The organism is Nocardia fodinahabitans (assembly GCF_052983615.1).
On the sequence record NZ_JBRJJC010000001.1, the window covers coordinates 6,536,979 to 6,551,502 of the forward strand.

A 14,524-nucleotide genomic window follows, 5' to 3' on the forward strand; every position below is an offset into this window, starting at 1 on the left:
TGGCGGGTGCTAGACGGAGGTGGTCTGGACCCGGCAGCTGGCGCGTTCGAGTCCGGCTTTCTCCATGATCAGGCTGGCGGGGCACCAGCCTGCCAGTGCGTAGAAGACAAGATTCACGCCGACGAATCCGGTGAGCAACAACCACCAGGGTGTGAAAGCGAGCGCGGAGGCCACGCTTGCCAGCACGATGACCCCGGCCATGAGTGGCACCACTCGTTCGACGGTCCAGCCCTGATGGCGAGGGAGTTTTCGCACGGGCTTCACCCTTTCTTGTCGATCCGTCATGCCAGTGCCAGGAAGAGCTTTTCCAGCTCGGCTTCGCTCATGGGCTCCTTGCCCTCGGAGGACTCGCCGGCCAGGCATTCGCGCAGTCCGCTGGCGACGATCTTGAACCCGGCCTTGTCCAGTGCCCGCGAGACCGCCGCGAGCTGGGTGACGACGTCTTTACAGTCGCGACCGTTCTCGATCATCGCGATCACCCCTGCGAGCTGCCCGTGTGCGCGGCGCAGCCGGTTGAGTACCAGCGCGATACTCTCGTCGTTTCCCACCATGGCGATTCCTTTCTCGAACGTACCCCAACTATACCCTAGGGGGTATGTGTGGTGCGGTAACCCGCACCACACATACCCGGTCGACTCAGCCGTGCGAGAAGCTGATCTTCGGTAGTGCGCGGCGCAGCCAGGCCGGCGACCACCAGGCGGCATGGCCGGTCAGGCGCAGCAGCACCGGCAGCAGGATCAGCCGGATGAACACCGCGTCGAGCAGCACGGCCACGCCGAGGATGATTCCCATCTCCTTGGGCGGCAACGGTTCCGCGAGCGCGAAGGTGAAGAACACCGCCACCATCACCGCCGCGGCGGCCGCGATGATTCGGCCCGAGTGGGCCAGCCCCATGACGTGTGCGACCTTCGGGTCGCCCGATTCCTCATAGTGCTCCTTCGCGGTCGCGAGCAGGAACACCGTGTAGTCCATGGCGATGGCGAAGATCATCGCGAAGAAGAACACCGGGCCCCACCCGTCCAGGAAGCCCTGCGGGGTGAAGCCGAGCAGGCTCGCTCCGTGCCCGTCCTGGAAGATCAGCTTGGCCACGCCGAACGCCGCCGCCGTCGAGAGCAGGCTCACCACTGTCCCGAGGATCGCGATGAGTGGCGCCTGCAGCGCGACCAGCAGTAGCACGAAGCCGAGCACGAGGATGACACCGATGATCACCGGCAGATAGTCGTCGAGGGCCTGCTGGAGGTCGAGGTTCTCCGCCGGTGCCCCGCCGACGAGGGCGTGCGACGGCAGGTCCGCACGCAGCTGGTCGAGGATCGCGCCCATCGCCTGGTCGGAGGGGTCCACATCCGGGATCGCCTGCAGCATCACGTAGCCGGAGCCGTCTGCGCTGGGCATCGGCGGGGTGACCATGGCGATACCCTCGGTCGCCCGGGCGGCGACGGCGGTCGCCTCGGCATCGGCGGCGGGGGAGATGATCTGGAACATGCCGGGTGCTCCCTCGCCCATCTGGGCCTGGATCAGCTCGTAGCCCTGGCGCACCGAAGAGTCGGTGGGCACGACCTGGATCGAGGGCATGGCCACCTTCAGGCCCAGCACCGGGATCGATAGCGCGGTCAGCACCAGGAGGGACCCGATGGCGAAGGGCCACGGGTGCCGGTGCAGCAGATTGCCCCAGGACTCGAACCGCGGCGACCGGTGCTGCTGGCGTGCGGCGTAGGGCAGTGAACCGGCGTTGATCTTCGGCCCGAGCTTGCCCAGCACTGCCGGAAGCAAGGTCAGCGTGGCGGCGAGAACGAAAGCGACGGCGAGCATGATGCCCACGGCCATGGTCCGCACCGCGGGTGCGGGGACGAGCAACACGGCGGACAGACTCACCAGCACGGTCAGGCCCGACAGCACCACAGCCTTGCCCGCGGTGTCCATCGTCTCGGCGACGGCGGCGCGGGTGTCTCCGGCCTTTCGCAGCGCGTCACGGAACCGCGCGACGATGAACAGGGCGTAGTCGATACCGAGTGCCAGGGCGAACATCATGGCGAAGTTCATGGCCCACACCGAGATCGGGGTCGCGGAGTTGAGCAGCACCAGGCCGCCGGCCGACGCCACCAGACCGGCCAGGGTCAGCAGCAGTGGCAGGCCCGCGGCGACGAGCGAGCCGAACGCGAGCACCATGATCGCCAGCGTCACCGGCCAGGAGAACATCTCCGCCTTGATCATGGCGTCGTGGTTGGCCTTGTTGAAGTCGCTCCAGAGCGCGGAGGCACCGGTGGGGTAGACCTCGACGCCATCGGTCGACAGTGCGGTGAGCCGGCCTCCGAGGTCGTCGACCGCCTTGACCATCTCGTCGGTGCTCGCGTTCGCGCCGGCGATCAAGACGCCGGTGTGGCCGTCCGGGCTGATCGTCATCCCGGGCTGGGGGGCGATCACGGCACCGAAGCGGTCGTCGCCCTGGAAGATGGCGGTTGCCTCGGCGAGTACCTGCTGCATCGCGGGATCGGAAACCATGCGCGAATCCGAATGCACGACCACCTGCACCGCGGCGGAGGAGTTGCCGCCGAAGTGCTGCTGTGCCAGCTCACGGACCTGAACCGATTCCGAGCCGTTGGCCTGCCAGCCGGCGCCCGCCAGTGAACTGAACACGCTCGGCGCCGCGGCGCCGAGGGCGACCAGGGCGATCAGCCACACGCCGAAAACCCACTTCGCGTGCGTGGCCATCTGTGCTCCCAGGCGGGCCAGCACACCACCCGGCATCGTCGGCGGGGCGGATCCGTGCTCGTGTTTCCATCGCGTCGGCGGCTGCTCGTCGACGTACGTGTTCCTGCTGCTCATTGCGAGTCTCCTTATACGGGAGGGGGTATATTTTCGGGCGCGGCGCGCCCGGGCGGATCTGCGGAGGGGGGTGTCGGCGATGGCGACGTGGCGGAAGGGTGCCGCCGCTGTCACGCGCCCGCGCGGCGCAGTGTGCGCTCGACGCGTCTGCTCAGCGGCCGAGGATGCGGCCGAAGATGCCGAGGCTGCCGGTGCTGCGGGGTGTCGCCTCGCAGGTGCAGCGCCGGGATGCGGGAACCGATTTCATCACGCTGTCGACGTGCGATCCGCAGCCGCCCCACGTGGTCTTCTTACAGGTCGAGCAGGTGACTGGGTAACACATGAACTCCTCCTCGGAGATATGGGGATCTTGGGCAACAATACCCCTGGGGGTATCCTCTGGCGAGGTGTGGATGGTCACAGGAGGTGGGCCGGTTCGGTTGCCTTCCGACGATCGGGTGACGGCGCGGTCCATCTTCGCATATACCCCCAGGGGTACTTGCATACCCTAGGGGGTATATGCCAGAGTGTCCATAGCGGCATCGAAACCGTGTCGTCCCGGAACGGAGGAAGCGCGATGATTCTCGAGCAGTACTACATCGAATGCCTGTCCCATGCCTCGTACCTGATCGGCGACGAGAGCACCGGCCGGGCCGTTGTCGTCGATCCGCGGCGCGACATCACCGAGTATCTCGACGACGCGCGGCGGTTCGGACTGACGATCGAAGGCGTGATCAACACGCACTTCCACGCGGACTTCGTCTCCGGTCACCTCGAACTGCTCGAGGCCACCGGCGCGTGGATCGGCTTCGGTGCAGCGGCCGAAACCGACTATCCGATTCGCCGGCTCGCGCACGGCGAGCGCGTCTCGCTGGGGGAGGTCGAGCTGGAGGTGCTGTCCACTCCCGGGCACACGTGGGAATCGATCAGCCTGCTGGTGCGCGAAACCCCGAAGGCGCGGCCGACGGCGGTGCTGACCGGTGACTCACTCTTCATCGGCGACGTCGGCCGACCCGACCTGGTCAACCTCGGCGACGGCTCGACCGCCGATCTCGCGCGGGCCATGTACCGGACCATCCATGAGACGCTGTTGCCCCTGCCGGACTCGGTGGTCGTCATGCCCGCCCACGGTGCGGGCTCCTCGTGCGGTAAGAACCTCTCCGCGGCGCTGACCTCGACGATCGGGGAACAGCGCAGGACCAATCCGTCGGTGCAGCCGATGAGCGAGGAATCATTCGTCGCCCTGATCACCGACGGTCAGCCGGCGGTCCCGGAGTACTTCCACGTCGACGCCGCGCTCAACAAGGGCAACCGGGCGGTGCTGGACCGTCATCGCGTCATCCCGGAGTTCACCGCGCAGCAGGTCCGCGCCGAGTTGGCCTCCGGCACTCGCGTTCTCGATGCCCGGACCCCCGACGACTTCGCCGTCGCGCACCTGCGCGGATCGGTGAATGTCGGCTTCGACGGCCGGTTCGCCGAGACCGGTGGCATGGTGGCCGAGATCGGCGACCGGATCGTGCTGGTCACCTATCCCGGTGAGGAACAGGACGCGGCGCTGCGACTGTCGCGAATCGGGTCCGACGAGGCGGTCGGATACCTCACCGTCGACCGTGACGGAACGTTCCCCACGGCGCTGGCGGATCTCGTGCAGGCGGCGCCGAGGACGACGGTCGAGGAACTGCGGCGATCGCTCGCCGACGGCGCGGTGACCCTTGTCGATATTCGCAACCCTGGCGAGCGGGAGTTCGGCTTCATCCCCGAAGCGTTGCCGATCCCGTTGGCGCACTTGCGTTCCCGGGTCTCGGAGCTGCCCACCGGCGTGCCGATCGTCGTGCACTGCGCGGGCGGATGGCGTTCGAGTGTCGCGGCGTCTCTGCTCCGCTCACTGGGCATCGAGCAGGTCAGCGACCTGGTCGGTGGTTACAACGAGTGGGCTGATCACCACGCGGCGGTCTGAAATCCGGCGGCGTCGGCCCTGTCCGTCTCGACCAGGGCCGACGACAACGGGCTGCTGCTGTCATACGACAGGACCGCGACCCTGACGCAGGGTCGCGGTCGACCCGATCTCAGTGCGTGGCGGTCGCGATCATCCGGCTCGACCGCCGCAGCGCCGCGACGTACTCCGCTTCGATCCGCTCGACGATGGTGCGCACCGGTTCGATCGCGCGGATCGGCTGCAGCCCTTGGCCTGCCGCCCAGACGTCCTTCCATCGCTTCATCGACTCCGCGCCCGCGGTGTAGTTCTTCTCCCCGGTCGGCGGGGTCAGGTTGTCGGGGTCCAGACCGCAGGCGACGAGGCTGGGCTTGAGCCAGGAGGCCGGGGTGCCGGTGATCGCGGAGCTGATCACGAGGTCATCGGGCCCGTGGTCGACGACCATCTGCTTGTACCCGTCGGCGGCCATGCTCTCCGCCGCCGCCAGGAACCGGGTTCCCATGTAGACCAGGTCGGCGCCCGCGGTGATCGCGCCGGCGACACCGTGACCGTCGCTGATGCCGCCGCCGATGATGATCATCCCGTCGAAGAACTCGCGCACGGCGGAGGTGAACGCGAAGGGCGACAGGTGGCCGGTGTGGCCACCCGCGCCCGCCGACACGCAGGCCATGCCGTCGACGCCCGCGGCCGCGGCCTTGTGTGCGAGGCGCAGGTTGACCACGTCGGCGATCACCGTGCCGCCGTATCCCTTGACGATGTCCATCACGGGCTTCGGGGATCCGAGGGCGGTGATCACGATCTGCGGCTGGTATTCGGCGATGAGGCGCAGGTCGTCGGCGAGGCGGGCATTGCTGCTGTGGGTGATCACATTCGCCGCCCACGGGGCGACCGGGCCCTCGGTGGCCGCTGCCGCGCGGAGCGCATCGGTGATCGTTCCCATCCAGGTGTCGAGGTCGGCCGCGGTGCGGCAGTTCTGCGTCGGGAACGATCCGACGACGCCCGCGGTGCAGGCCGCGGTGACCAGCTCCGGGCCGGACACCAGGAACATCGGCGCCGCGACGACCGGCAGGCGCAGGGTGGACAGGAACGAGTCGGTCATGGTGTTTCCTCTGTCGCGGAGCGGTAAGTGCTTGGGTGAGTTCATGATGCGGCGCGGACGAGGGTGCCGAGCAGCGTTGCCGCCGCTGCCCGATCGACCTTGCCCAGCGCGGTCAGTGGCAGCTGGTCGACGCGGTGCGCGGCCTTGGGGCGTTTGTAGTCGGGCAGCCGGGTCCGGCTCTCCGCCAGCACGACGTCGCCTTCGACACGCGCGCTTGCCGCCGAGGTGTACGCGGCGACGATGCGTTGCCCCCACACCTCGTCGGGCAGCCCGACGACAACGACGTCGTCGACCCCGGGGATCGCGGAGATCGCCTCTTCCACCTCGCGGGGATAGACGTTGTACCCGCCGGTGATGATCATGTCCTTGCTGCGGCCGGTCAGGTGGATGTAGCCGTCCGGGTCCCGGTAGCCGAGGTCGCCGGAGTACAGGTGTCCGTCGACGTGGCTCTTGCCCAGATCCGTTCGCGTGCCCGCGTTGTGATAGCCGGGGCTGACCGCGGGTCCGGCGACGACGAGCTCGCCGATCTCGTCGTCGGGGAGCGGGTCATCGTGGGTACCGAACACGATGGCCGCGGCCGGGCAGGCTCGCCCCACCGACCCGAGCAGTTCGGCGTCGCCGATCACGCCGCGGCGATGGTCGGCCGCGGTCAGCACCGTCAGCGGTGGGATCGCCTCGACCATTCCGTAGTACTGGACGAGGGCGGGCGTGATGCGGTGGTACGCCTGCCGGATGTGCTCGACCGGCATCGGGGCGCCCGCGTACGCGAGCATGCGCAGGCGCCGCAGCACCGACAGCCGGTCGTCCTCGAAGTCGAGCAACCGGGCGATGACCGTGGGCACCAGGGCGGTATGGGTCGCGGCGTGTGCCTCGACGGCATCGATGAGACCCGCGGGGCCGATGTGATCGAGGAGTACCTGGCGGCCGCCCGCCTCGAGGAACGGCAACACGAACAGCCCGCTGGTGTGAATGACGGGGCCCGCGTGCAGGAACACCGCGGGGTCGGCTCCGTCGAGGGTGCCGGCGAGCACCTGGTCGCGCATCGCGGCGAGCGATGCCAGCCGGTTCGCGTGCGTCCGCTCGGCGCCCTTCGGGATGCCGGTGGTCCCGGACGAATAGTGCAGCGCGCACAGCGAATCCGGCTCCGGCGTCGGCAACCCGGCGTGGTCGGCGGCACCGGTCGCCAGCTCGTCGAGCGAAGGTCCGGCCGACGCGATCGGGTCGACGGTGATCACGGTCGACGTCGTGCGCGCGGCGAACTCCGCCGCCCCGTCGATCCGTGGGTCGACGATCAGGGCCGCCGGCGCGCAGTCCCCGACGACGCGTTCCCAATCCGCCGGGCCCACCCGCGGGTTCAGCGACACCCGGACGAAGCCGCCGATCGCCAGCGCGAGGTCCACTTCGACGGCCGCCACAGAGTTGCCGAGCAGGACGACGACCCGGCTGCCCGCCGCGAGGCCGAGGCCGTGCAGGCCCCCCGCCAGCGCGTGTGCCCGGTCCGACAGTTCGGTGAACGTCCGAGTCCCGTGGCTGTCCTCGATCGCGGTCGCGGGTCCGTACTGATCGGCCGCGGTACGAACCACGTCGGCTATCGACATGAGGCTCCTTCCATTCGCTACAGTTATTGAAGTAGACAACGGCGGGCGAATTTCCGCAAGGGCCGTGCCGATCACCCAGGAGGAGTCCCATGACCGAACGCCATTCCCTCGCCGACCGACGCGCACCGTGGGTGATCGACGCGGTCCGGACGCCGTTCGGCGCGGTCCGCGGCGCGCTCTCCCACGTCCGGGCCGACGATCTGGCCGCGCTGCCGATCGCCGACCTGGTCCGCAGGCATCCGACCCTCGATCCCGGCCGGATCGACGACGTCGTCTGGGGAAACGCCAACGGCGCGGGCGAGGACAACCGCAATGTCGCGCGGATGGCGGTGCTGCTCGCGGGGCTCCCGCACACGATCCCGGGTGTGTCGGTCAACCGGCTGTGCGGCTCCGGCGCCGAGGCGGTGTTGTCCGCGGGCAGGCGGGTCGCCGTCGGTGACGCCGAGATCGTGATCGCGGGCGGCTCGGAGAGCATGAGCCGCGCGCCGTACGTGCTCCCGCCGGTGGACTCCGCGTTTCCACGGCGGATGGAACTGATCCCCACCACCGTCGGGTGGCGCATGCCCAACCCGCGTTTCCCCGCGGCCTGGGTCGAGACGCTCGGCAGGTCGGCGGAATTGGTGGCGGAGCAGCTGGGCGTCGGGCGCGCCGAGCAGGACGAATGGGCGCTGCGGTCCCATGAGCTGGCGGGCCGGGCGTGGGCGGCCGGCGTGCACGACGGCTTCGTCACGCCACACCCGGACCTCGACCGCGACGAACCGATCCGGGTGACCGACGCGGCGACCCTGGCCGCGCTGCGTCCGGCCTTCTCGCGCGACGGCAGCGTCACCGCCGGGAATTCGTCGCCGATCAGCGACGGCGCGGTCGCGGCGCTGATCGGCACCGGAGCCGTCGCCGACGAACTCGGTGTGGAACCGCTCGGCCGGGTGCTGAGCTCGGCGGTGGTCGGCGCCGAGCCCGACAAGTTCGCGCTCGCGCCGGTGGCCGCCATCGCGAAAGCGCTGGACCGCGCGGGGCTCGAGCTCGCCGATGTCCGGGTGCTCGAGCTCAACGAGGCATTCGCCGCGATGGTCCTGTCGTGCCTGCGGGAACTCCCCGGCATCGCGGTCGATCGGGTCAATCCCTTCGGCGGCGCCATCGCCCTCGGTCATCCGCTCGGCGCGTCGGCGGCCCGGATGGTGGTCGATTGCCTGCGCCACCTGCGTCGGCTCGGCGGCGGCATCGGTGTGGCGGCGGCCTGCATCGGTGTGGGGCAGGGCATCGCTATTGTGTTGGAGGCCTGAGCAAACGATGCGCGGGAGGCGATCGTCACGGGCGGGACCGGGAGGTGGATGAGGTGACCGAATCCGGGACCACCGCTCCGCAGAGCCCGGTCGCCCAGACGATCGACCTGCTCGGCGACCGATTGACCCTGGCCATCCTGCGCGAGGCCTTCGTCGATCACGCGCGCCGCTTCAGCCAGTGGATCGACCGCACCGGCGCCCCGCCCGCCATGCTGACCGCACGCCTGAACGCGCTGGTCGAGGCGGGTCTGATGGAGCGCAGGCCGCAGCCGAACGGCGGCGACCGTCACGACTACCTGCTGACCGAGCTCGGCATGGCGACGTGGGAGATCCTGGCCAGCGTCTGGGCGTGGCAGCGGGAGTGGTCCCCCGAAGGGGTACTGCAACCCGAGCTGGTGCACATCGACTGCGGCCATCGGGGGCCACCGGCGATGATGTGCGGGCACTGCGGCCGCACCGTCGGCACCCGGGATGCCCAGCTCGAACTCGACCGGGAATCGCTGGTGCTGGTGGCGCGCAGCGGGCGACGGCGATCGACCCGCAATGCCCCGTCCGTGAGCCGCGCCGACCTGCAGTTCACCGAGGTCATGGAGGCGATCGGCGACCGCTGGAGCGCCATGGTCACCGGCTTGGCGCTGTCCGGGGTGCGCCGCTTCGGGGAATTCCAGTCCATCCTGAGCATCTCGCCGACGACCCTCACCGAGCGGCTGGGACGGCTGTCCGAGATGCAGATTCTCGCCCGGAGCGAGCGCGGTAACGGGCGCGAATACGTGCTGACCCCGCGCGGCCGTGGGCTGTTCCCGATCTTCGCTTTCCTGCTGTCGTGGACGCAGCTCGCGCATCCCGACGCGCTCCCGCTCGGCCCGAAACTCCGCCACCCCGACTGCGGTTCGTGGCTGGTCCCAGCGCTGCGCTGCCGCGGCTGTGAGGTCGAGATGGAACGTACTTCCGTGCACTTCGAACCTTTCCCGTTCGGCACTCGGCTCCCGCGCTAGCCGGAGCGCTCACTCCCTCTCGGACGGTCCGGTCTTCGTCGACCGTTGACAATTCATGCTGTGTCCTGCTTCACTTCAATAACAGTAGTTTGATCGGACAAAGCGGACGCCTGACTCCGCACTCCCGATCGCTGACTGATCTCGCCACACATCTGTTGACACAGGAACGAGCGCCGATGTTCTTCGAAACCCACCTCGAACTGCTGCGGGCGGCGGCGGAGGCCAACCGCACCCGCGTCGCCTGGACCGGGTACGCGCCCATCGCCCCGCCCGACGTCGCGCAGGCCGATGCCGTCCTCGCCACGTTCGACGGTGCCACCCTGACGCTCTCGTCGCCCACCGACTCGGTGATCACCGCCGACGAGATCTCGCCGTACACCGGGAAGGCGCTCAACGTCGGCTACCACGCGCCGTCGGTCGACCAGGCGCTCGCCGGCGCGGCGGCCGCCGCCCGCGCCCTCCGCGACGCCGACATCGAGCGCCGGGTCGGCGTGTGCCTGGAGGCGCTGCACCGGATCCACCGGCGCGGCCAGGATTTCGCGGCGGTCACCGCGCACACCACCGGGCAGAGCCTGAACATGGCCTGTAGCGGCAGCGGGACCAACGCCCTCGACCGCGGTCTGGAAGCGGTGGCGATGGCTTGGTCGGCCATGACCCGGGTACCCGGACAGGTGACCTGGCAGCAGCGGTTCGGCAAGTCGGACGTGACTCTGCGCAAGCGATTCCGCACCCGCCCGCTCGGTACCGCGCTCGTCATCGCCTGCGCCTCGTTCCCCGCCTGGAATGCCTACCCGGCGATCCTCGCCAACCTCGCGACGGGAAACCCGGTCCTCGTCAAGCCGCACCCCCGCTCGGTCCTCGCGACCGCGCTCGCGGTCGGCGTGATCCGCGAGGTGCTGGCCGAAGCGCAGTTGCCCGCCGACGCCGTCCAGCTGGTCGTCGACACCGCCGAGGCTCCCGTCGCCGGACAGCTCGCCACCAGCCCCGAGGTGCGGATCGTCGATTTCACCGGCAGTCCCGCCTTCGGGTCGTGGCTGGAACGCAACGTCCCGAACACCCTGGTGTTCACCGAGACCGCGGGCGTCAACACCGTCGTCCTCGACTCCGTCTCCGATCTGTCCGCGGCGATGCGCACGCTCGCCGGCGGTCTCTCGCTCTTCAGCGGCCAGATGTGCACCACGCCGCAGAACATCTACATCCCCGACGCGGGCGTGCGCACGGACGCGGGCGTGATCGCCCGGGACGACGTCGTCGCCGCGCTGCTGTCCGCGATCGACGACCTGGCGGGCGCGCCGCGCCGCGCCGCCGCCGTCTGCGGCGCGCTGCAGTCCGACGCGACGCTGCACTCGATCACCGCGCTCGCCGACGCGGCCGAGGCGAGCGGTACCTTGCTGCGCAGGCCGGTACCGTACGTCCACCCCGACTATCCCCAGGCCAGGGCGGTGACCCCACTGGTCGTCCGGGTCGACCCCCGTCGGGGGGACACGCTTCCCGAGGGCGAGCAGTTCGGTCCGGTCGCGTTCCTCGTCGACTGCGCCGACACCGCGTCCGCCGTGGCGCACGCGACCGCGAGCGTCCGCGGCCACGGCGCGATCAGCTCGTACCTCTACTGCACCGACGACGCCGTCGTCGACGAGGTGGCCGACGCCTACGCCGATGCGGGCGCCTCCCTCTCGGCGAATCTGGTGTCCTCGATGCCGATGCAGTTCGCGGCCGCCTACAGCGACTACCACGTCACCGGGCTCAACCCCGCAGGCAACGCGACCCTCACCGACGAGTCGTTCGTCGCCGGGCGCTTCCGCGTCGTCCAGGACCGCCGCCAGGTCGAGGGGGCGTGACCATGTCCCAGTTCTCCTCCGGCGTCTACATCTACGACGCGGTCCGCACACCGAAGGCCCGGGTCCGCCGCCAGGGCGGCACCTTCGCCGACGTACCCGCGCACGAACTCCTCGCCCAGCTGCTGTCCGCCCTGCGGGATCGCGGCCTCCCCACCGACACGGTCGACGATGTCATCGTCGGCACCAGCACGGCGGTCGGTGAACAGGGCGGCAATGTCGCCAGGGCAGGCGTGCTCTGGGCGGGCTGGCCCGACCATGTCGGCGCGGGCGTGGTCTCGCGACTGTGCTGCTCGGGACTGGACGCGATCGAGTCCGCCGCGGCCAAGGTGGCCTCGGGTATCGCCGATGTCGTCGTCGTCGGTGGCGTCGAGTCGATGTCACGGGTGCCGATGCTGTCCGACCGGCCCGCCTTCGTCGGCGACGAGGAACTCGGCGACCGCACCGGCTACGTCACCATCGGGGTCTCCGCGGACCTCACCGCGGCCGAATACGGTTTGACCCGAACCGATCTCGACGCCTACGCGGTCACCTCGCACCAGCGCGCCGCCGCGGCTCCGCCGTCCCGTTCGGTGATCGCGGTCCGATCGGGCGACACCACGATCCTCGACTCGGACGAGGGCCCCCGACCCGACGTCAGCCTCGAATCCCTCGGCGAACTCGCGCCACTCTTCGGCGAGGACCCGTCGTGGAGCAGAGTCGCGATGCGCCTGCCCGCGGTCGCGCGGCCGACGGGTGGGCTGCACACCGCCGCCACCGCTCCGCAGATGGCCGACGGTGCGGCGTTGGCGGTGTTCGGATCCGCCGACGCGCGCGATCGGATCGGCAGCGAGCCGATCGGTGAGGTGGTCGGCGTAGCCCAGGCCGCCGTGCGCTCACCGCTGCTCACGGCATCGGTCGCCGCCTCGCGGCGCGCCATCGAGAAGGCGGGGATCACCGCGGGACAGCTCGACGTGATCGAGGCCAACGAGTCCTTCGCCGCGTCGGTCCTGGTGATGACCCGGGAACTGGGGCTCGATCCGCACCGGGTCAATCCACTCGGCGGATCGCTCGCCACCGGCCATCCGCTGGGCGCGGGTGGCGGAGCTCTCCTCGTCAACGCCCTCGACCAGCTCGCCCGCATCGACGGCGAATACGCCCTCGTGACCATCCCGGCGGCGCTCGGGCTCGGCGCCGCCGTCGTCGTCCGCCGACTCCGTTGACCGGCCACCCAGATCACCGCACGAAAGAGACACCATGAACGCCATCCCGGACGGCATCGCCGCCAACCGCTTACGCCCCTGCCATCCCGATCACCGTGTCGCGGACTACCTGGAACGCCGGTGGTGGTCACCACTGACCGTGCTCGATCTCCTCGACGGCCACGTCCGCGCCCGCGGGGAGGCCTGCGCGGTGACCGATCCGACGAACCTGCCCGAGCTGTGTGGGCTCGAGCCCGAGGAGCTGACCTGGCGGGAACTCGACGCCCGCGTCGACGACCTCGCCGCCCAGCTGCACGAATCGGGTGTCGGTCCCGGCGATGTCGTCGCGGTGCTGATGCCCAACTCCGTCGCGCTGACCGCGACCTACTTCGCGCTGTGGCGCCTGGGCGCGATCGCGGCCCCCATGCCCGCCTCGTATCGACGGCACGAACTGACCCGGATCGTCGAATCCGCCTCGGCTGTCGCGGTGGTCACCGTCACCAGCCTCGGTGACCGGGCGCCGTCCGAAGAGGCACTCAGCCTGATCGGTGAACTGCCCTCGCTGCGCACCGTGTTCACCTTCGGCGCAGCTGTGTCGAACGCAGGCAGGCCCCTGGACGCGGCTCCCGCCACCGAGGAATCGCGCGAGGCTGTGCGCCGTGCCTACGGGGCACTGCCCCGATCGGTGAACGACTGCATCACCATCTGCTGGACCAGCGGAACCGAGGCCGCGCCCAAGGGCGTGCCCCGCTGCCACGGTGACTGGATCGCGGTGGGGCAGGCGGTGCAGGACGGTCTGGAGACGGACCTCGCCTCGGTCATGCTCAACCCGTTCCCGATGGTGAACATGGCCGGGTTCGCGACCTCGCTGCTGCCGTGGTTGCTCGGCGGTGGCCACCTGGTGCTGCACCACCCGCTCGACATGGCCGTGTATCTCGATCAGCTCCAGCGCTACCGGGTCACCCACACGAGCATGCCGCCCGCGATCCTCACCATGCTGCTGCAGCGCGAGGACCTGCGCGCCGCGCACGACCTGTCGGCGCTACGCCGGGTGGGGTCGGGCGGCGCTCCGCTGCCGCCGGGCGTCGTGCGCGACTGGCAGTACTCGCTCGGCGTGGAGGTGCTCAACTTCTTCGGGTCGAACGAGGGCGTGTGCCTGCTCGGTGCCCCGTCCGACACGCCGGACCCGATGATCCGCGCCGAGTACCTGCCGAATTATGGTGCGCCGGAGCGTACTTGGGTCACCGAGGTCGCCGAGCGCACCTCGGTGCGGCTGGTGGATCTCGCGACCGGTGAGCAGGTCACCGAGGTCGGCGGACGCGGCGAACTCCGCCTGCAGGGCCCGACGATCTTCGCCGGCTACCTCGCGGGAACCGCCGCGTCGAGCCCGTTCGACGACGACGGCTACCTCTGCAGCGGGGACATCTTCGAGCTGTGCGGCGACAACGGCGAGTACCTCCGGTTCGTCGACCGCAGCAAGGAGATCATCATCCGCGGCGGGATGAACATCGCTCCGGCCGAGATCGAAGGGATCCTGATCGACCATCCCGCGGTCGCCGACGTGGCGGTCGTCGGGTACCCCGACGACGTGCTCGGCGAGAAGTGCTGCGCGGTCGTGGTTCCCGCGACCGCGGCCGGGGTCGAACTCGAGGACCTGGTGAGCTTCCTGCGGGCGAAGGAGGTGGCGTCGTTCAAGCTGCCGGAGCGGATCGTCACGGTCGACGAGCTGCCCCGGAACCCGATCGGCAAGCTGCAACGGCGCGACATCCGCAACTCGATCGAGAATGTCGGCTGACAT

At 69.8% G+C, this 14,524-nt stretch carries 12 protein-coding genes; 6 read left to right on the plus strand and 6 right to left on the minus strand.

Translation table 11 applies throughout. The features are described from left to right. Positions 1 to 9: 9 nt before the first annotated feature. The 4 genes from NV348_RS30885 to NV348_RS30900 all read right to left on the minus strand — a co-directional run bounded on the left by NV348_RS30885 (position 10) and on the right by NV348_RS30900 (position 3,145). Positions 10 to 255 carry a YgaP family membrane protein gene (locus NV348_RS30885; protein ID WP_447150013.1) on the minus strand — a complete coding sequence of 82 codons (246 nt, stop codon included), beginning with the start codon at positions 253 to 255 and terminating at the stop codon, positions 10 to 12. 26 nt (positions 256 to 281) lie between these two features. Further along, positions 282 to 551 (minus strand): metal-sensitive transcriptional regulator, encoded by a 270-nt coding sequence (locus NV348_RS30890; protein ID WP_447150014.1) that lies wholly within the window; start codon positions 549 to 551, stop codon positions 282 to 284. An 85-nt stretch (positions 552 to 636) separates the two neighbouring features. Further along, positions 637 to 2,823, minus strand: a complete 2,187-nt coding sequence (locus tag NV348_RS30895) for an MMPL family transporter (protein ID WP_447150015.1) — start codon at positions 2,821 to 2,823, stop codon at positions 637 to 639. A gap of 151 nt (positions 2,824 to 2,974) precedes the next feature. After that, complete coding sequence (locus NV348_RS30900; protein WP_447150016.1) at positions 2,975 to 3,145, minus strand: DUF8730 family Cys-rich protein; 171 nt, start codon at positions 3,143 to 3,145, stop codon at positions 2,975 to 2,977. A 234-nt stretch (positions 3,146 to 3,379) separates the two neighbouring features. Between NV348_RS30900 and NV348_RS30905 the strand changes: the two genes are divergently transcribed. Next, positions 3,380 to 4,759 (plus strand): MBL fold metallo-hydrolase, encoded by a 1,380-nt coding sequence (locus NV348_RS30905; protein WP_447151193.1) that lies wholly within the window; start codon positions 3,380 to 3,382, stop codon positions 4,757 to 4,759. 109 nt (positions 4,760 to 4,868) lie between these two features. Here NV348_RS30905 and NV348_RS30910 read toward each other — a convergent pair whose 3' ends face one another. Both NV348_RS30910 and NV348_RS30915 read right to left on the minus strand, forming a co-directional pair. Further along, positions 4,869 to 5,834: an NAD(P)H-dependent flavin oxidoreductase gene (locus tag NV348_RS30910; RefSeq protein ID WP_447150017.1), complete on the minus strand. Its 966-nt coding sequence runs from the start codon at positions 5,832 to 5,834 to the stop codon at positions 4,869 to 4,871. 41 nt (positions 5,835 to 5,875) lie between these two features. Further along, entirely contained in the window at positions 5,876 to 7,432 is a 1,557-nt protein-coding gene (locus tag NV348_RS30915) for a class I adenylate-forming enzyme family protein (RefSeq protein WP_447150018.1), read from the minus strand. An 89-nt stretch (positions 7,433 to 7,521) separates the two neighbouring features. Here NV348_RS30915 and NV348_RS30920 point away from each other — a divergent pair, with 89 nt between their 5' ends. The 5 genes from NV348_RS30920 (at position 7,522) to NV348_RS30940 (ending at position 14,521) form a co-directional block, all read left to right on the plus strand. Next, positions 7,522 to 8,715 (plus strand): thiolase family protein, encoded by a 1,194-nt coding sequence (locus tag NV348_RS30920; protein ID WP_447150019.1) that lies wholly within the window; start codon positions 7,522 to 7,524, stop codon positions 8,713 to 8,715. Between the two features lie 53 nt (positions 8,716 to 8,768). After that, the gene (locus tag NV348_RS30925; protein ID WP_447150020.1) at positions 8,769 to 9,710 is read left to right on the plus strand and encodes a winged helix-turn-helix transcriptional regulator; all 942 of its coding nucleotides are present in this window, start codon (positions 8,769 to 8,771) and stop codon (positions 9,708 to 9,710) included. Positions 9,711 to 9,886: 176 nt separating this feature from the next. Next, on the plus strand, positions 9,887 to 11,548 hold the full coding sequence (locus tag NV348_RS30930; protein WP_447150021.1) for an aldehyde dehydrogenase family protein: 1,662 nt from the start codon (positions 9,887 to 9,889) through the stop codon (positions 11,546 to 11,548). A gap of 2 nt (positions 11,549 to 11,550) precedes the next feature. Continuing rightward, a complete protein-coding gene (locus tag NV348_RS30935) occupies positions 11,551 to 12,747 on the plus strand; it encodes a thiolase family protein (protein WP_447151194.1) in 1,197 nt (398 codons plus the stop codon). A 34-nt stretch (positions 12,748 to 12,781) separates the two neighbouring features. Further along, positions 12,782 to 14,521 (plus strand): class I adenylate-forming enzyme family protein, encoded by a 1,740-nt coding sequence (locus NV348_RS30940; RefSeq protein ID WP_447150022.1) that lies wholly within the window; start codon positions 12,782 to 12,784, stop codon positions 14,519 to 14,521. Positions 14,522 to 14,524 lie beyond the last annotated feature (3 nt).